At 63.2% G+C, this 16999-nt stretch carries 14 protein-coding genes and 1 pseudogene; 11 read left to right on the top strand and 4 right to left on the bottom strand.

The annotated features are described in order from the left end of the window. The first annotated feature begins 52 nt into the window (after positions 1-52). The 3 genes from IG197_RS22155 to IG197_RS22145 all read left to right on the top strand — a co-directional run bounded on the left by IG197_RS22155 (position 53) and on the right by IG197_RS22145 (position 3702). On the top strand, positions 53-2242 hold the full coding sequence (locus tag IG197_RS22155) for an anthranilate synthase (RefSeq protein WP_192315030.1): 2190 nt from the start codon (positions 53-55) through the stop codon (positions 2240-2242). 68 nt (positions 2243-2310) lie between these two features. Continuing rightward, entirely contained in the window at positions 2311-3267 is a 957-nt protein-coding gene (locus IG197_RS22150; protein WP_182575821.1) for a cation diffusion facilitator family transporter, read from the top strand. A 129-nt stretch (positions 3268-3396) separates the two neighbouring features. After that, positions 3397-3702: a putative quinol monooxygenase gene (locus tag IG197_RS22145; RefSeq protein WP_192315028.1), complete on the top strand. Its 306-nt coding sequence runs from the start codon at positions 3397-3399 to the stop codon at positions 3700-3702. A 5-nt stretch (positions 3703-3707) separates the two neighbouring features. Here the strand turns inward: IG197_RS22145 and IG197_RS22140 are convergent, their stop codons facing one another. The 4 genes from IG197_RS22140 to IG197_RS22125 form a co-directional block, all read right to left on the bottom strand. Next, complete coding sequence (locus IG197_RS22140; protein ID WP_192315026.1) at positions 3708-4913, bottom strand: ZIP family metal transporter; 1206 nt, start codon at positions 4911-4913, stop codon at positions 3708-3710. Further along, a complete protein-coding gene (locus IG197_RS22135; protein ID WP_371746482.1) occupies positions 4910-6052 on the bottom strand; it encodes a multicopper oxidase domain-containing protein in 1143 nt (380 codons plus the stop codon). Before IG197_RS22135 ends, IG197_RS22140 begins: the two co-directional genes overlap by 4 nt. Positions 6053-6611: 559 nt before the next feature. Continuing rightward, positions 6612-7598 carry a tripartite tricarboxylate transporter substrate binding protein gene (locus tag IG197_RS22130; protein ID WP_192315022.1) on the bottom strand — a complete coding sequence of 329 codons (987 nt, stop codon included), beginning with the start codon at positions 7596-7598 and terminating at the stop codon, positions 6612-6614. A gap of 130 nt (positions 7599-7728) precedes the next feature. Continuing rightward, positions 7729-8448 (bottom strand): hypothetical protein, encoded by a 720-nt coding sequence (locus IG197_RS22125; protein WP_192315020.1) that lies wholly within the window; start codon positions 8446-8448, stop codon positions 7729-7731. Positions 8449-8495: 47 nt separating this feature from the next. Here IG197_RS22125 and IG197_RS36850 point away from each other — a divergent pair. The 8 genes and pseudogenes from IG197_RS36850 to IG197_RS22090 all read left to right on the top strand — a co-directional run. Beyond that, a pseudogene (locus IG197_RS36850) lies at positions 8496-8867 on the top strand (glycosyltransferase family 4 protein); the annotation flags it as partial. A 204-nt stretch (positions 8868-9071) separates the two neighbouring features. Continuing rightward, a complete protein-coding gene (locus tag IG197_RS36270; protein WP_246765215.1) occupies positions 9072-9758 on the top strand; it encodes a hypothetical protein in 687 nt (228 codons plus the stop codon). A gap of 54 nt (positions 9759-9812) precedes the next feature. Further along, on the top strand, positions 9813-10499 hold the full coding sequence (locus IG197_RS22115; RefSeq protein ID WP_192315016.1) for a Stf0 family sulfotransferase: 687 nt from the start codon (positions 9813-9815) through the stop codon (positions 10497-10499). Between the two features lie 62 nt (positions 10500-10561). Beyond that, complete coding sequence (locus IG197_RS22110; protein WP_192315014.1) at positions 10562-11644, top strand: AbrB family transcriptional regulator; 1083 nt, start codon at positions 10562-10564, stop codon at positions 11642-11644. 83 nt (positions 11645-11727) lie between these two features. Continuing rightward, entirely contained in the window at positions 11728-12030 is a 303-nt protein-coding gene (locus tag IG197_RS22105; protein WP_067959199.1) for a hypothetical protein, read from the top strand. 387 nt (positions 12031-12417) lie between these two features. Further along, on the top strand, positions 12418-14085 hold the full coding sequence (gene leuA / locus IG197_RS22100) for a 2-isopropylmalate synthase (RefSeq protein ID WP_192319917.1): 1668 nt from the start codon (positions 12418-12420) through the stop codon (positions 14083-14085). Positions 14086-14221: 136 nt separating this feature from the next. Continuing rightward, on the top strand, positions 14222-15991 hold the full coding sequence (locus IG197_RS22095; protein ID WP_192315013.1) for a M48 family metallopeptidase: 1770 nt from the start codon (positions 14222-14224) through the stop codon (positions 15989-15991). 130 nt (positions 15992-16121) lie between these two features. Next, positions 16122-16922: an alpha/beta fold hydrolase gene (locus IG197_RS22090; protein WP_192315011.1), complete on the top strand. Its 801-nt coding sequence runs from the start codon at positions 16122-16124 to the stop codon at positions 16920-16922. Positions 16923-16999: the final 77 nt, after the last annotated feature.

The following is a 16999-nucleotide window of genomic DNA, read 5'->3' as shown; positions in this document are numbered from 1 at the left end:
CTTTTTTCGAACCAGGCTCCGGACGCTCCCACTGCAAGAGATGGAGACGGGAATGACGTTGGAATTGCTTGAAGACGGCGCCGAGCGCTACGTGACGTCAGGCGGGGTGTCGATCACCCGGCAGCGCCACGAAACCGCCTATCACGGCGCGATCGAGACCTATCTCGACGGGCTCAACAGCCGGCGCGGCGCGGTGTTCTCCTCCAACTACGAATATCCCGGCCGTTACACCCGCTGGGACACCGCCATCATCGACCCGCCGGTGGTAATCTCGGCACGCGGACGCGCAATGAAGATCGAGGCGCTGAACGGCCGCGGCGAGGTGCTGCTGCCGGTGATCCGCGCCGTGCTCGCGCCGCTCAATGAGCTGACGATCACCGAGACCTCCAAGCGCCTGATCGCGCTCGAGGTGGCGACGCCCGGCCGCGTCTTTACCGAGGAAGAACGGTCGCGCGTGCCTTCGGTGTTCACCGTGCTGCGCGCCATCACTGCCTTGTTCAAGTCGGACGAGGACAGCAATCTTGGCCTCTACGGCGCCTTCGGCTACGACCTCGCCTTCCAGTTCGACCCGGTCGAGCACACACTGGTGCGCAAGGACAGCCAGCGCGACCTGGTGCTGTTTTTGCCCGACGAGATCCTTGTCGTCGACCATTATTCAGCCAAAGCCTGGCACGATCGCTACGACTATTCCGGCGCGGGTTTCTCGACCGAGGGCCTCGCGCGGGACAGCGTCGTCGAGCCGTTCAAGGCGTCCGACCGCATTCCGCCACGCGCCGACCATGAGCCAGGCGAATATGCCCAACTGGTGCGCCGGGCGATGGACAGTTTCAAGCGCGGCGACCTGTTCGAGGTCGTGCCCGGCCAGATGTTCTACGAGCGCTGCGAGACGGTGCCGTCGGAGATTTCGCGCCGGCTGAAGGCGATCAACCCTTCACCCTATTCGTTCTTCATCAATCTCGGCGAAGGCGAGTATCTGATCGGCGCCTCGCCGGAGATGTTTGTCCGCGTCAACGGCCGCCGCGTCGAGACCTGCCCGATCTCGGGCACCATCAAGCGTGGCGACGACGCCATCTCCGACTCTGAGCAGATCCTGAAGCTGCTCAATTCGAAGAAGGACGAATCCGAGCTTACCATGTGCTCTGATGTCGACCGCAACGACAAGTCCAGGGTTTGCGAGCCAGGCACGGTACGCGTCATCGGCCGCCGCCAGATCGAGATGTATTCGCGGCTGATCCACACTGTCGACCACATCGAGGGCCGCCTGCGCGAGGGCATGGATGCCTTCGACGCCTTCCTCAGCCACGCCTGGGCCGTGACGGTCACCGGCGCGCCCAAGCTGTGGGCCATGCGTTTCATCGAGCAGAACGAGAAGAGCCCCCGCGCCTGGTATGGCGGGGCGATCGGCATGGTGCATTTCAACGGTGACCTGAACACCGGCATGACGCTGCGCACCATCCGCATCCAGGACGGCATCGGCGAGGTGCGCGCGGGCGCCACTTTGCTCTACGATTCCGTTCCCGAGGAAGAAGAAGCCGAAACCGAACTGAAGGCCTCAGCCATGCTCTCCGCCATCCGCGACGCCAAGACCGGCAACGCTCCCGGCACCGAGCGCGCCACCGCGCGCGTCGGTGAAGGGGTCAAGATCCTGCTCGTCGACCACGAGGATTCCTTCGTCCACACGCTGGCCAACTACTTCCGCCAGACCGGCGCCGACGTCTCGACCGTACGCTCGCCTGTGCCGGACGAAGTCTTCGACCGGATCAAGCCCGACCTGGTCGTGCTCTCCCCCGGCCCCGGCACGCCGAAGGACTTCGACACGGCGGCAACGATCAAGAAATCCAGGGACCGCGACCTGCCGATCTTCGGCGTCTGCCTCGGCCTGCAGGCACTGGCCGAAGCCTATGGCGGCGAGTTGCGCCAGCTGGCGGTGCCAATGCATGGCAAGCCATCGCGCATCCGCATCTCCAAGCCGGGCATCGTCTTCTCCGGCCTGCCCAAGGAAGTGACCGTCGGCCGCTACCACTCGATCTTTGCCGATCCGGTGCGGCTGCCCTCCGACTTTGTCGTCACGGCGGAGACTGAGGACGGCGTCATCATGGCGTTCGAGCACAAGAAAGAACCGATCGCCGCGGTGCAGTTCCATCCCGAATCGATCATGACGCTCGGCCATGACGCCGGCATGCGCATGATCGAGAACGTGGTAGCCCACATGCCGCGCAAGGCCAAGGACAAGGCGGCCTAGCCAACATAGACAACCTCCCCTCTCGCGGCCGCTTGGCCGCGGGCGGGCAGCAGCCATCAAGCGAGATCATGGTCCAGACCGAAACGAAGGGATTTTCAGCCAGCGGCAGCCAGCCGACATCGGCCAAGAAGCGCGTCGCAAGACTGGCTTTCTGGTCGATCATCATCGGCGGCGCCGTGATGGGGCTGAAATTCGTCGCCTGGTGGCTGACGGGTTCGGTGGCGCTCTATTCGGACGCGCTGGAATCGATCGTCAACGTGGTTGCTGCGATGGCAGCCTTCTGGGCAATCAAGGTCAGCCACAAGCCCGCCGATCTCGACCACCAGCACGGCCACCACAAGGCCGAGTACTTCTCGGCCGTGCTCGAAGGCGTGCTGATCATCGTCGCGGCCTTGCTGATCCTGTTCGAGGTTTGGCGCAGCTGGGGCACGCCGATGGACCCCGAGCAGCCCTGGCTCGGCCTCGGCATCAACGGTATTGCCGCCGTGGTGAATGCGATCTGGGCCACCATGCTGATCCGCGTCGGCCGCGCAGAGCGCTCGCCGGCGATGGTCGCAGACGGCCATCACATCATGACCGACGTGGTGACGTCGGCCGGCGTGCTTGTCGGCCTGGTCGGCGCAATTACCACCGGCTGGACGATCCTCGACCCGGTGCTGGCGGTCATCGTCGCGCTCAACATCCTGTGGCAGGGCTGGCACGTCATGAGTTCGTCGATGAACGGGCTGATGGACCGCGCCGTCGAGCTGGAAGACCACATGCGCATCCGCGACATCATCTCGGCCAACTCCAAGGGCGCGATCGAGGTTCACGACCTCAAGACCCGCATTGCCGGCCGCGCCACCTTCATCGAGTTCCATCTCGTCGTCGACGCCGACATGAGCGTCGGCGAAAGCCATGTCATCTGCGACCGCATCGAGGATGCGCTGAAGGAGGAAATTCCCTCCGTGCGCATCATCATCCATGTCGAGCCGGATGACGAAGCCAAGCTGCCCAAGGGCACGGTGGCGGTTCCCTTCGCCTGAGCTACCTTTGCTGAACTCTGGCCCGTTTGTCAGGATGATGTCGGCTTGAACCGCGGACCTCGGCCGTCAGGCTGGACAAGTGCTGCCTCGCAAGGACAATCCGGGCAACGAAGCGATGCGAGTCCTGAGATGTACGGATTGATAGGGAAGATGCGGGCCCAGGCCGGCAAGCGCGACGAACTGCTCGGCATCCTGCTTGGAAGCACCAGTGCCATGCCGGGATGCCTGAGCTATGTCATCGCCAGGGATCCAGCCGACGCCGACGCGATCTGGATATCCGAGGTCTGGGACAGCAGCGCAAGCCACAAGGCCTCGTTGCAACTGCCCGAGGTCAAGGCGGCGATTACCCGGGCAATGCCGATCATCGCCGGCTTCGACACCAGCATCGAGACCGAGCCGGTTGGCGGCTTCGGGCTGTACTCGTCCGGAGGCTAGCCCCTCTAGATCTTCACCAGCATCGCGGTGAGGTACATGAAGCCGGCGCCGGCAGCGAGGCCTGACATGACTGCCGGGCTGAACAGGCCATCGCCCTCAGGCCCTTCGCGGCGGCGCATCATGGCTGTCACCTCGACGATGACCTGAAGTATCGCGCCGGCGCCGATGGCAAGCGCCAGTGCCGACCATTGCGGCGCAAACGCCAGGCTGCCGATCCACAGGCCCAGCACCGCCGGCCCGCCGGCCAGCAGCGTCAACCAGGCGAAGGTCCAGAGCGCGATGCGCTCGCGCAGGATGGGTGCGGCGATGCCGATGCCTTCGGTTACGTTGTGCAAGGTGAAGCCGATCACCAGGAAGGTGCCAAGCCCGGCCGCACCTGCCGCGAACGCAGCGCCGATCGCCAAGCCCTCGCCGAAATTGTGCAGGCCGATGCCGATGGCGATGTAGGTGGCGAGCGCCAAACCCTTTGGCGCGCCGTTGCGCCGACCGATGCCCATCAGGATCAGGAAGCTCGCCGCAGCGGCCAGAACCACCATCGCGTTGCCCTGAAAGACTGCAGCCGATTCGGCCGCAAGCTCGAAGGCGTCGCCGATGGCATCGACCATCAGGAAAGCGAGCAGGCCGACAGTCACGGCAAGGAGAAAGTTCATGCCGTTGCGTCCGACGCCGCGCAAGGCGGGATAGAACATCAGGCCGATCGTCACCGGCACGACGCCGACGAAGATGCCGAGGATCGCCTGCGACAGCAGGCTGGAGTTGGTGGCAATGGGTGTTGCCACCGCAACCGGAATGTCATGGGCGAAGGTGGCACCGGTATTGGTCACCAGGTTGATCGCATGCGCCTCGCCAAGCACCCAGGGGAACGGCACCTGGATCCAGGCGGAAGAACCTCGCGCCAACGGTCCTGGTGGATCCTGGGTGAATTGCCAATAGGCATCGTCGACCTGGACCTGGGCGATCGTCATCGGCTCCGAGCCGCCGGCGCGGACCAGGACGCGAATGCCGTCGCTGCCGAGGATGACGCGCTCGAAGGCAATGTCCTCGACCGGTGGCGTGCCGTTGTTGAACCGCGCCAGCGGATTGGTTGAAACCAGAACCGCAATGGCCGCAGCAAAGGCGAGCAGCGGCAGGATGATCCACCACAGCGCACGACGTGGCGATGCAGAACCCGGCAGTTCGGCTTCGGTCTCGGAAAAGGGCGCGTCCCTCATGCCACGTCCTCCACGACGTCGAACATGCCGACCCAGCCCAGCTCGGTAAACTCCGACTGGTGCGGATGGAACATGTAGAGACCGGCCTCATGCTCGGCGAAAGTGAACTCGATGATGCCGCGCTGGGCCTGGCACTGAGTGATCAGGTCGACGGTCTTCAGCGTCGGCGTCAACGTAGTGCCCTGGTCGAAATAATCGAAGAAATTGGCATGCAGGTGAAACGAATTGATCGGGTCGAACTCGACGACATTGATCAGGTAGATTCGCACCGGTTTGTTCCTGGCGATGCGGATCGGCGTGTTCATGTAGGTGTGCGCCACCGTGTTGACGGCATAAAACTCGTTCTCGCCGTCAAAGTTGGTGTCGAAGGCATTCATCACCATGACGAATTCCTGCCACCCGGCATTCTCCGGCGAGCCGTAGAGCCGCGAACGGGCGACATCGGCCTGCTCAGGGTGGCGCGCCGGATCGGGATCGATGACGAAGGCGCCGTACATGCCCTTGTGGATGTGCCGCTTCAGCGGCAGCGCGTGACAATGATAGAGATGGCAGCCGAACGGCTTCGCGTCGAACTCGTAGATGAACTCATCGCCGGGATTAATCAGGCCGGCACCCGGCACGCCGTCCATGCGCGCGGCGTGGATGCCGTGGAAGTGCATCGAATGCGGATGCGAGCCGTAGTTCTTGAACACGATGCGCAGGCGCTCGCCTTCGGTGGCGCGCAGGGCCGGGCCGGGAACGCGGCCATTGTAGGTCCAAGCCGGGAACATCACGCCTGGCGCGATCTCGATTTCCTTGTCTTCGGCAACGACCTCGAAGGTCCTGAGCGTGCGCCCGTCAGGTAAGGTTGATGTCGTGCCGACATCCCAATCGGTCAGCATCTTGGCCGGATCGAAGCCGTTGCGGGCACTGTCGACCTCGCCGACGGTGACCATCGCGCCATGGGCGCCGCTATGGTCACCTGCCTGAGCCGGATAGGCGTCCCTGCTCGAAGGCGGCCGAGCGGCACCAGCCGTATGGCCATCATGGGACACCTGCCCTACCGCTGCGGTGACGCCCGCAGCCGTTGCCCCCGCAGTGCAGATGCCGCCTGCCAGCACCAGCCTGCGGCTGAGCCGCTCCCCAAACCATGTCGGCATTTCAACCATCCCGAGTCATTTTGCAAATGCGAATGATTTGCATCATGCTCTTGCAAATGGCCGCGCACAAGCTGAATCTGATTGATAGCCGATGGACCTAAACTGACGCGATGACTCAATAATCCGGTGGCCAGGAGGCGAGTTGCGGGTGATGAGGATGCGGGAGAGAAATGCCCGAGCCTAGCGGCGCAACCGGTTGAGAAGCACAGCCGTACAGAGGGACGATGTGTGCGATACATCCGCTACATGCGCCGTCATATGAAGAGCGGCAGTGAATCAGGATCGTAGAAATTCCGGGCAAGCCGCGGAACGGATTATCTGTTCTGAGCCCCGGTATCCGCTTCTTAGTGCTCGCGGACGACAGCGCTGTGCCTCGATGCCGATGACGTCGATACCCGACTGAAGCACTTCGGTTGTCACAACTGCACGACGGCCAGCGCCGTCTACGATGGTGGCACCGATCCTTCGCCCGCACTTCGATTCAAATGCGAGCGTGTGACGGAAAGGTCCGGACGACATCGGGCGGCGGATCGTCGAAGCGACGCGCCGCCCAAAAAAGTCAATCGATCTGGATCTTGGCGTCCTTGACGACAGGCCCCCACTTGGCCAGCTCGGCCTTGACGTGGGCAGCCAGCTCATCCGGCGTCGAGCCGACGATCTTGGCGCTGAAGCCGTTCATCTTCTCGATGACGGCCGGGTCGGTCATCGCCTTGTTGGCCGAGGCATTCAGGCGATCGACAACCTCCTTCGGCGTGCCTGCGGGCGCAAACAGCGCGTTCCAGGTATAGGTCTCATAGCCCGGCACGCCGGCTTCGGCGATTGTCGGTACGTCGGGGAAGGACGGCGCCCGCTCGGCCGTGGTGACGCCCAGCGCCTTCAGCGTGCCGCCCTTGATATGCGAGGACGAGGACGGCAGATTGTCGAACATGATCGGCACCTGGTTGCCGACGACGTCGTTCAGCGCCGGACCAGCACCCTTGTAGGGAATGTGCTGGATGCTGACGCCGGCCATTGCCTTGAACAGTTCGCCCGAAAGATGCAGCGGCGTGCCGTTGCCTGACGAGGCATAGGCATATTTGTCGGGCTCGGCCTTCAACAGCGCGATCAGCTCCTGCACGTTGTTGACCGGCAGCTGCGGGTTGACGACGAGCACATTGGGCACGACGACAAGCAGCGAGACAGGGGTAAAATCCTTCTCCGGATCGTAGGGCTTGGTCTTGAGGATGAGCGGGTTGAGCGCGTGCGTGGCAACCGTGCCCATCAGGATGGTGTAGCCATCCGGTTCGGCGCGGGCGACACGGTCGGCGCCGATGTTGCCGCCGGCACCCGCGACATTCTCGACAATGACCTGCTGGCCGAGATCGTCCGACATTTTCTGCGCGATGATGCGGGCGACGACGTCGGTCGAGCCGCCGGCGGCAAACGGCACCACCAGGGTCACTGTCCGGTCCGGGAATTTCTGGGCTATGGCCTGCGGCGCCAAGGCCAGCAGCGAAGCAGCAGAAAGCCCGAGGGCCAATGTCATGCGGCGGGTGAATTTCGTCATCGGTACGCACCTCCCTTTTGGCGGTGGCACCTCGTTGCCGACCGCGTGGAGCGGCGAGCGTATGAACTTTACCTACGCTGTCAATGCGACGTTGGAGGTAAGGGGCGTGAGGCTGCTTCGATGAGGATGCCTACAGACCCAGGATTGCCTGCGCAATGGGCCGTACGTGATCCCGGTAGGTGATCGGATTGGAGTAGCGGCCGGAGGCGACACGCTCCTTGGCGAACTTCTCCCAATGCGGCTCGAAATCATCCGGCCAGTCGAAGTCCTGGCGCATCAGCACCTCGCGCCCGAACGCTTCAGGTGCCTCCTCAGCTATCCGCCGCGCCTCCTCGGCAAGCGGTGCATAAGCATGCACCGCGGCCATTTTACGCTCCCTGGCCGCGGCATCGAGCGGCAGCTCCAGATGGCGAGCCCCGGCAACGCCCGGAACCGCCGCCGATACCAGATGCGTTACGGCAGCCCCGGCCGCCCTAAGCCGCGCAGCCACCGCAGCACCGATTGCTCCGGTCAGGTCGTGGACAGGATTGTAGCCATCGACGGCATCGGCAACGACAGTGACAGCTGCTGCCACGGCAACGGAGTCCAGCATGGCTTTCGAAGCTTCGATGAAGGGCGCAGCGTTACCAGCCAGGATTGCCGCGTACCATTCCTTGTCCGGCATCTGACCGAATACCGAGCCAGTCGTCGCTCCCGCGGCAAGCAGCGTCTCCCTGGAATGGTCGGTACGCGACGATTGATTTCCGCCCGAACCGTCCGTCAATATATGCACAATCGGACGGGCTTGCTCCATCCAGTGAAAGATCCGCAGCTCATGCCCCGGATGAGCTAAAATCAGAATCGCCGTCATGATCTCGTCCAGTCCGTTCGGGCCGCGACATATACCAAGGTGCTAAAGTGCGTGTGCTCATAACCAACCTGTTCGTCAAGAATTATTCGGGCTCAGAGAATGTTGCCGAATTGCTGGCAGACGGCTTGCGGCGTACTGGCCATCAGCCTCTGCTCTTTGCAACGTCGCTCGGCGAACAGGCACTCAGCCTGCGCAGGCGCGGCTTCAGTGTCGTCGACCGCGCCGAGCAGCTGACCGAGCGGCCCGACGTCATCCATGGCCAGCATCTGACGCCTTGCCTTGTCGCCATGACGCGTTTTCCTGGCGTTCCTGTCGTCTACTCCTGCCACAGCTCCCTTTTTGACGTCGAAGCGCCCCTGCCGCATCCGCAGATTCGCGAGGTGATCGCAGTCGACGAAAGCTGCGCGGCAAAGTGCAGGGAAGTAGGCGTCGCGACCGATCGGCTTTCCATCGTTCTGAATGCCGTTGACCTCGACCGCTTCCAGCGACGCGGCCCGCTGCCTGCAACGCCGCGAAAGGCGCTTCTTCTGACAAAGAACCGCGGCCATCGTGCGGCAGTTTGCAAAGCCTGCGAAAATGCCGGCATCGAGCTTGAGGAACTTGGACCCGCAACCAACCGTTTCGTGGCCGACATCGAGACGGTCCTGAAAGACTATGATCTGGTCTTTGCGACAGCCCGCATGGCGCTCGAAGCGGCCGCCACGGGTTGCGCAGTCGTCGTATGCGACGATCGTGGTTTTGCCGGCATGCTGACGACCACCACCCTGCCCGCCTGGCAGCCCAGGAACTTCGGCGCCAGCATCCTGACCCAACAGGTCACCGTTGAACGGCTGGGCGAGGCAATCACGCAATACGATGCCGACGACGCGAGCAGCGTCACCGACGATTTGCGCAGGACGGCCAGTGCCGAAAATTTCGTCGCCCGGCATCTGGAGATCTATCGCCGCGCAATCGACCGCGACGCACCGTCGGCCGACGAGATTGCGCTGGCAAGTGCCCGGTGGGTGGAGGAACTGGCGGTAAGCCCGACGGAACGCAAATGGAAATCCATTGCCAGAGAGCTCGGCATCTATGACGAGCCGCCCCAGCCGACAGCACCCGAAGGCGTAAGCGCCGAGGTGTTCGCGGCCTTTACCACCAGGTTGGCCCAGCAAACCGCGCGGCTCGAGGGCGCTCAGTTTCGGCTGTTGTCGGAAATAGGTGCCGGGCTGGCCCAAATCAACGCTGCGCTCGACGCCCAACGAGACACCAGCTGGCAATTGGCACGCCGACTCAAGCAGGCCTTCCTGCCCAAGTCCCTGCGGAAGTAGATTGTCGTCGAATCGGCATACGCTGGTTTCAACATCGGCAATGAAGAGACGACCATGCGCGGCTACGCGATCTGCACGGCACCAAGATCAGGCAGCAATTTCCTCTGCCAGAATCTGGCGAGCACTGGACTGCTTGGCAGTCCGCTCGAGTATTTCAATGGACCCGGACGTCGCTATTTTGACGACCCGAGCTATCCCGACGATCCAGGCAAGCAGCTGAAGCGCATCCTCTCCATGGGCGCCACCGCCAACGGCATCTATGGCCTCAAGCTGTTCGCACACCAGCATGACTGGATAAGCGACAAGGTCCGATGGACCGAGCATCTGCCGAAGTTGAAGTTTGTCTTCCTCAAACGGCGCGACCTGCTGGGCCAAGCCATTTCATGGGCACGAGCCAAGCAGACGGGACAGTTCCGGCACACTCAACCGGCCCAGTCCCAAGCTGAATACCATGCAGACAACATCGCCTGGTGCCTCACTGCGGTCGCCAACGAATATGCGCGCTGGGAGGTCTATTTCGCACGCAACGATATCGCGCCGCTCAGGTTGACCTATGAGGACATCACAGCAATGCCGCAGGCGGCCGTCGACAGCGTCGCGTCGTTGGTAGAGCTCGCCGGGCGTCCGACGATCGCTCCGGGCCTTGTCGGCGTTCGAATCCAGCGCGATGGCGTCACCGAAAGCTGGCGACGGCGGTTTCTTGCCGAGCGCCACGACCCGAATGTCGTCGATCACCTGTAAGCTCCCTGAATGCTTCGCCCGGCGGGGCTGACACATCCGACCGAATGGGTCTAAGACGGGGCATGAAGCCCGCCCCCCAGCCCGCCGCTCCGCTCACCGACAAGAAGCCTCTGACACAGTGGGCCTTGCTGCTGGTCTGCTCGGTTCTGCTTGCCTGCCTGTTCGAGCTGGTGCATCTGCCGGCGGCCTTGCTCGTCGGGCCGATGCTGGTTGCCATCTTGCTTGGCAGCAACGGTGCCACTGTGCGGGTGCCAAGGCCGCTGTTCGTCTCGGCGCAAGCGCTGATCGGCTGCCTCGTTGCCAGTTCGATTTCGACTGGCATCTTCGTCACCTTCGCCGCCGAATGGCCGCTGTTCCTGAGTGCGGCAATCGCCACCGTCGCCGCGAGCAGCTTCCTCGGCTGGTTCATCTCGCGGCTCAAGGTGCTGCCCGGCACCACCGCCGTCTGGGGTTCGGCACCGGGGGCCGCCACCGCCATGGTGCTGATGGCCGACGCCTTCGGCGCCGACGCGCGGCTGGTCGCCTTCATGCAATATCTGCGCGTCATCATGGTCTCGATCGCAGCCGCGGTCATCGCCCGGCTCTGGGTCGACACGGCGGAGGTCGAAGCGCCTGGCATCGCCTGGTTTCCATCGATCGTCTGGCCGGCCTTTGGCGCCATGATCGGCGTTGCCATCGTCGGCGGAACACTCGGCTACCTCCTGCGCATCCCCTCGCCCTATTTCGTCGGCGCGATGCTGGTTGGTGCGGTCGTCCATCTCGGCTTCGGCGTCGAGCTGCAACTGCCGGAATGGCTACTGGCCATCGGCTACACGCTGATCGGCTGGTCGATCGGGCTCAACTTCACCCGGCCTATCCTGCGCCACGCCGCACGCGCCCTGCCTCAGGTGGTCGGCTCCATCGCCGCCCTGATGGCCTTTTGCGGCGCGCTGGCCTTTGGCCTGCACCTCATCCTCGGTGTCGACCCACTGACCGCCTACCTCGCGACCAGCCCCGGCGGCATGGATTCCATCGCCATCATCGCCGCCGCCTCCAAGGACGTCGACCTGTCCTTCGTCTTGACGCTGCAGATGCTGCGCTTTCTGATCGTGCTGGTGTTTGGCCCGGCGCTGGCGCGGCTGGTGGCTCGCGCGATCAAGGACTGAGCGGCCGAAAAAAGGCCTCGCCCCTGTAGGATCGGGCCGTCTGCTTTCGTCCTTTGATCGTCAGACGAGGAAGGAGAGCAGACATGGAATCTCATACCCCAGCGAAAATCATCATCGAGAACGTCAACCATCCCGGACAGGCCAAGCCGGCAGATGCTGCCATGTACCAGGCGATGAAGCAGGCGATCCTTGAGGTACTGCCGGCGAAATCACCTGGAATGACCGTCGCCGAAATGCAGGAATGCGTGCGCGGCCGCCTGCCCGAGCAGCTCTATCCCGACGGCGCCAAGTCGGGCTGGTGGACCAAGGCGGTGCAGCTCGATCTCGAGGCGAAGGGCATCATCACGCGCGAGAAGGTCAGCCCGCTGCGCCTGCACAAGGCCTGATCCGGAAGCTGCTGCGTCAGAAAGGCCGGATACAGCACCGCGCACGTGCCGGGCGGGCTTGCGCGGTCCATGCGCCTCCTGTAAGAGAGCGCCATGTCGTCGCGCAAGATCAACGAAATCTCCCGTCCGGCCGCTTTTGCGGGCGAGACACTGCGCGCCCTTTCCTCGGCTCTTCTTCTTCTCGGCCTTATCGGCGATCGCCGGGCTCGTTAAGGGAGCGTCCGGCGGTCGAATTGCCGCCGAGGCATATGCTCCTTTGCTCTTCACAACAGAACCGAACTTCTGATTTAAGACCGCTGAAGCATGCGCGCGTTGTCGTGCATGGCGGCCAAGAGAACGAGACCGACAATGAGCAAGACCACTCCCGCTTCCGGCCGAAGTGCTGGCATGCCGTCCGCCGCCATTAAGTACCAGCCCTACCACAAGATCGACCTGCCCGACCGGACCTGGCCGTCCAGAACCATCGACAAGGCGCCGATCTGGTGCTCGGTCGACCTGCGCGACGGCAACCAGTCGCTCGTCGATCCGATGGGCCACGACCGCAAGGCGCGCATGTTCCAGCTGCTGCTCGACATGGGTTTCAAGGAAATCGAGATCGGCTTCCCCTCGGCGTCGCAGACCGACTTCGATTTTGCCCGCTGGTGCATCGAGGAAGGCAATGTCGCCGACGACGTGTCGCTGCAGGTTCTCGTCCAATGCCGCCCGGAACTGATCACCCGCACCTTCGAGGCGCTCGAAGGTGCACACAAGCCGATTGTGCATTTCTACAACTCGACCAGTGAGTTGCAGCGCCGCGTGGTGTTCGCCAAGGATGTCCAGGGCATCAAGCAGATCGCCACCGACGCTGCCAAGATGATCACCGACATGGCCGCCAAGGCCGGCGGCGGCTATCGCTTCCAGTACTCGCCGGAAAGCTTCACCGGCACCGAACTCGAAGTCGCACTGGAGATCTGCAATGCAGTCGCCGAGATCGTCAAGCCTACGCCCGACAACAAGCTGATCATCAACCTGCCCTCGACCGTCGAGATGGCAACGCCCAACATCTATGCCGACCAGATCGAATGGATGTGCCGCAACCTCGACAATCGCGAAAACCTGATCATCTCGCTGCACCCGCACAACGACCGTGGCACCGGCATCGCCGCCACCGAACTCGGCCTGATGGCGGGCGCCGACCGTGTCGAAGGCACGCTGTTCGGCAATGGTGAGCGCACCGGCAACGTCGACGTCGTGACACTGGCGCTCAACATGTTCACGCAAGGCGTCGACCCGATGCTCGACTGCTCGGACATCGAGCGGATCAAGCAGGTCTACGAATATTCGAACCAGATGGTCATTCCGGAGCGCCACCCCTATGTCGGCGAACTGGTCTACACCGCCTTTTCCGGCTCGCACCAGGACGCCATCAACAAGGGCATGAAGGCGATCAAGGTCGCCAACAAACCATTGTGGGAAGTGCCCTACCTGCCGATCGACCCTCAGGACGTCGGCCGCAGCTACGAGGCGATCATCCGCATCAACTCGCAGTCCGGCAAGGGCGGCATCGCCTATGTGCTGCAGGCCGACTACGGCCTCAACCTGCCGCGCTCGCTGCAGGTCGAATTCAGCCAGGACATCCAGCAGATCACCGACAGCGAAGGCAAGGAAGTGTCGCCGAAGCGAATCCATGAACGCTTCCTCGAGCGCTATGTCGACCAGCCGGGCGCCCGGATGAAGTTCGTCGATCACCAGACCTTCCCCGACACCGAGGTGAAAGGCCGCCGGGTCGTCGAGGCGACCATCCTCGACAATGGCAAGGAAATCGTCATCAAGGGCACCGGCAACGGCCCGATCGACGGCTTCGTCGACGCGCTTTCGCGCCACATCGGCATAGATCTGTCGGTGCTCGACTATTCCGAGCACTCGATCCAGCGCGGATCGAACGCCTCCGCCATCTGCTACATGGAAGTCGAACATCCGGCCGGGCGCCTCTTCGGCGCCGGCATCAACACGAATATCGTCGCCGCTTCACTTGAGGCTGTGGTTTCCGCAGCCAACCGAATCGTGTCGAGATAAGTCTAACTGCAGTCCGCAGAAGCCTCGCCCGTGGATAACGGGCGGGGCATTTGTGCATCGTTGCTGAGCGCGCTTGTACACTGACGCCAGCCGACTATGATCAGGCCGTTCGTACCGGTTGGAAAAGGGTCGACACTTGGTTGCCTCCACGCCTGCTGCCCCCGCAGTGCGCGAAGCGCTTGAGCGGCTTGTTGCCAGCGAGACCTTTGGCCGGTCCGACCGGGCACGCAAGCTGCTGCGCTATATTGTCGAACGTGAGCTCGCCGGCGAAGCCGAGCGATTGAAGGGATTTGCCATCGCGGTCGACGTCTTCGGCAAGGACGCTGAGTTCGATTCGGCGACCGATGCCGTCGTCCGTGTTCAGGCAGGACGCCTGCGCGAGCTTCTGGCACATTATTATGCCGCCGAGGGCAGCAACGATCCGATCCGCATCGGCATCCCGCGCGGGAGCTATGTCCCGACCTATGAGGCGCTCGCCGCGTTTCCCACAGCGTCCCCTCGCCCCGCCGATGCACAGCACAACGGTTCGACTGCGGTGCTGGCCCGGGTCGAATCAGGCCTTGCCGAGAACGAGCCGCATCATGCCGAGGAGGCTCAGGCCGACCCGGCCTACTCCGGCACCAGCGTCAAGCGGCAGTTGCGCTACTTCTGGGCGGCTATGGCGCTGGTCATCGTCATGCTCGGCATCCTTGTCTTCCGCAACATCGGCGGCCCGATCGGCTTCGAGGTTGCCGGGCTGAACAACTTCCGCGGTGCCACTTCGAGCATCAACGACACTGTCGACCAGCTGCCGGCCGTGCACATCCATTCGAGTTCCGAGGGCGGACAGACGGCGCGCGTGGCAACGGTGCTGCGCACGGCACTGTCCGGCTTCGACACCATCGACCTGATAGCCCGCGAACGGTCCGATACGGTCAGGCGCGCCGACGCCACCGATTTCGACTTCACCGTCGATACCGGCCCAAGCGCCGGATCGGTGCTGGTCGAGCTGCAGCACATGGCCAGCGGCCGCATCCTCTTGTCGCGCGTGCTCTCGCCGCAGGAGATCAGCCCTGATGTCATCGACGATCGCATCGCCGACATCGTCTCTTCGGCCATCCCGGCTTCCGGCATGATCTACAGTTTCATCGAGCAGAATGGACTGCAGCGCGGACTGACGGCCTGCCTGCTGCTCAGCGGTGCCTATTACATGGACCAGAACGCCACCAAGCACCGCGCCGCCTATCAGTGCATGGACGACCTCTCCAAGCGCAGCGCCAAGTCGCCTGTCGTCTACGCCGAGTTGGCCTCGCTGCAGTTGGAAGCGGTCACCGACAACTATCCCTACCCGCCCAATGCGACGACCGAGGGCGCCTACGCGCTCGCCCACAGCGCCGTTCAGATGGGCTCGACCAGCCCCTACGCCCATCGCGCCTATGGCTATCTGCAGACGCGGACCGGCGATCGCACCGAGTCCATCAGGTGGATGCGCAAGGCCTACGAGCTCAACACTTACGACCTGACCATGGCGGCATCCTATGGCTATGCGCTCATTCTCGGCGGCAGCTACAGCGACGGCGTGCCGATCATGAAGCGCGCCGTCGAAAGCGCCAGCGCGCATCCGGGCTGGTGGGACTACGGCTTGTTTCTGGGCGAATTCATGCTCGGCAACCGCTACGCCGCGGCCCGCGCGGCAAGCGCGCTGGCGACGAACAAGAAACCGCATTACGTGGCAGCGCGCCTGATCGCCGCCAACTTCGTCGGCGACACCAAGCAGGCGTCCGAACTGTCAAAGGAGATTGCGGCGCGCTACCCGGTTTTCGCGAATGACCCGGCAGCCACCTTCACCAAGGGCAAATACCCGGCGGAATTGACAAAGGCGTTGACCAAGGCGCTGCGCGCCGCCGGCCTCGGCCATCAGACCTGAGCCCTCGCAAGCTCTCAGGCGTATTTTCTGCATAATAAATTTGCGCGTTTGACGCTCATACGTTGTTTTACAACTTGCTACTTTCAGTTTACAACTTTTCGTGAATTTCTATCCGACCTTTTGAGCAAAAATGAATTACCCCATCCATGCCGCCGTTCGGGGAAGCGGCAAGAATGTAGTCGTCCTGCTGCACGGTTTCGGCGGAATTGGCGGTGTCTGGAACGACGTCGTTGCCCACCTAGATGGCGCATGCATCACAATCGCCTATGACCTGCCGGGACACGGGCTGTCGCTCGACTATCCCAAGGCCGGTTCCGCCAAGGTGGCGGCAACTGCCGTTCTGGCCGATCTGGCGGCGCGTGGCATAGACCGCGCCCATTTCGTCGGCCATTCGATGGGCGGTGCGGTGGCGACGCTGGCAGCACTGTTCGATCCCGAACGGGTCGCCTCGCTGACATTGCTTGCACCGGGCGGCTACGGCCCTGAGATCAACGGCCCGCTGCTCAGGCGCTATGCGGCTGCCGCCTGCGCCGAAGAAATCCGCGCCTGCCTCGCCGAAATGTCGAGCCCCGACAGCACCGTTCCGGAAACTACGGTCCGCGATCTTGCCGAGATGCGCAACCGACCCGGCCAGACGGAAAAGCTCATCGCCTTTGCCGCGGCGATGACCGCCGAAGACAAACAAGGCGTGATCCCACGCGAAAACCTGGCAACGCTGGCGATGCCGGTGATGGTGGTATGGGGCACGGACGATGCCGTGCTGCCCTACAGCCATGCCGACGCGCTGCCTTCGGGCTTCCTCATCCACCATGTGCTGGAAATTGGTCACATGCTGCCGGAGGAGACGCCGGCGCTCGTAGCCGACATCGTCAGCCGCATGGTCCGCCGACGCCAGCGTCGTCGGCCAGACGTTCCCGCCTGCGACAGCTGATCTGCCAGGTGATGCGTTGCCGCTTCTAAGCACCTGCAGGGCAACCGTTTTCAGCTCCTCGGCGGCCAGCGAAAATG

The sequence above is a fragment of the Aminobacter sp. SR38 genome, from assembly GCF_014843375.1.
Taxonomy (GTDB): Bacteria; Pseudomonadota; Alphaproteobacteria; order Rhizobiales; family Rhizobiaceae; genus Aminobacter; species Aminobacter ciceronei.
Note: the sequence above shows the minus strand (reverse complement) of the source record. Positions and strands in the feature narration are given on the sequence as shown.

Excerpts from the sequence above, each read along its gene's own strand:
- IG197_RS22155 (WP_192315030.1), top strand. The coding sequence starts at position 53 with ATGACGTTGGAATTGCTTGAAGACGGCGCCGAGCGCTACGTGACGTCA.
- IG197_RS22150 (WP_182575821.1), top strand. The coding sequence starts at position 2,311 with ATGGTCCAGACCGAAACGAAGGGATTTTCAGCCAGCGGCAGCCAGCCG.
- IG197_RS22145 (WP_192315028.1), top strand. The coding sequence starts at position 3,397 with ATGTACGGATTGATAGGGAAGATGCGGGCCCAGGCCGGCAAGCGCGAC.
- IG197_RS22140 (WP_192315026.1), bottom strand. The coding sequence starts at position 4,913 with ATGAGGGACGCGCCCTTTTCCGAGACCGAAGCCGAACTGCCGGGTTCT.
- IG197_RS22135 (WP_371746482.1), bottom strand. The coding sequence starts at position 6,052 with ATGCCGACATGGTTTGGGGAGCGGCTCAGCCGCAGGCTGGTGCTGGCA.
- IG197_RS22130 (WP_192315022.1), bottom strand. The coding sequence starts at position 7,598 with ATGACGAAATTCACCCGCCGCATGACATTGGCCCTCGGGCTTTCTGCT.
- IG197_RS22125 (WP_192315020.1), bottom strand. The coding sequence starts at position 8,448 with ATGACGGCGATTCTGATTTTAGCTCATCCGGGGCATGAGCTGCGGATC.
- IG197_RS22115 (WP_192315016.1), top strand. The coding sequence starts at position 9,813 with ATGCGCGGCTACGCGATCTGCACGGCACCAAGATCAGGCAGCAATTTC.
- IG197_RS22110 (WP_192315014.1), top strand. The coding sequence starts at position 10,562 with ATGAAGCCCGCCCCCCAGCCCGCCGCTCCGCTCACCGACAAGAAGCCT.
- IG197_RS22105 (WP_067959199.1), top strand. The coding sequence starts at position 11,728 with ATGGAATCTCATACCCCAGCGAAAATCATCATCGAGAACGTCAACCAT.
- leuA (WP_192319917.1), top strand. The coding sequence starts at position 12,418 with ATGCCGTCCGCCGCCATTAAGTACCAGCCCTACCACAAGATCGACCTG.
- IG197_RS22090 (WP_192315011.1), top strand. The coding sequence starts at position 16,122 with ATGAATTACCCCATCCATGCCGCCGTTCGGGGAAGCGGCAAGAATGTA.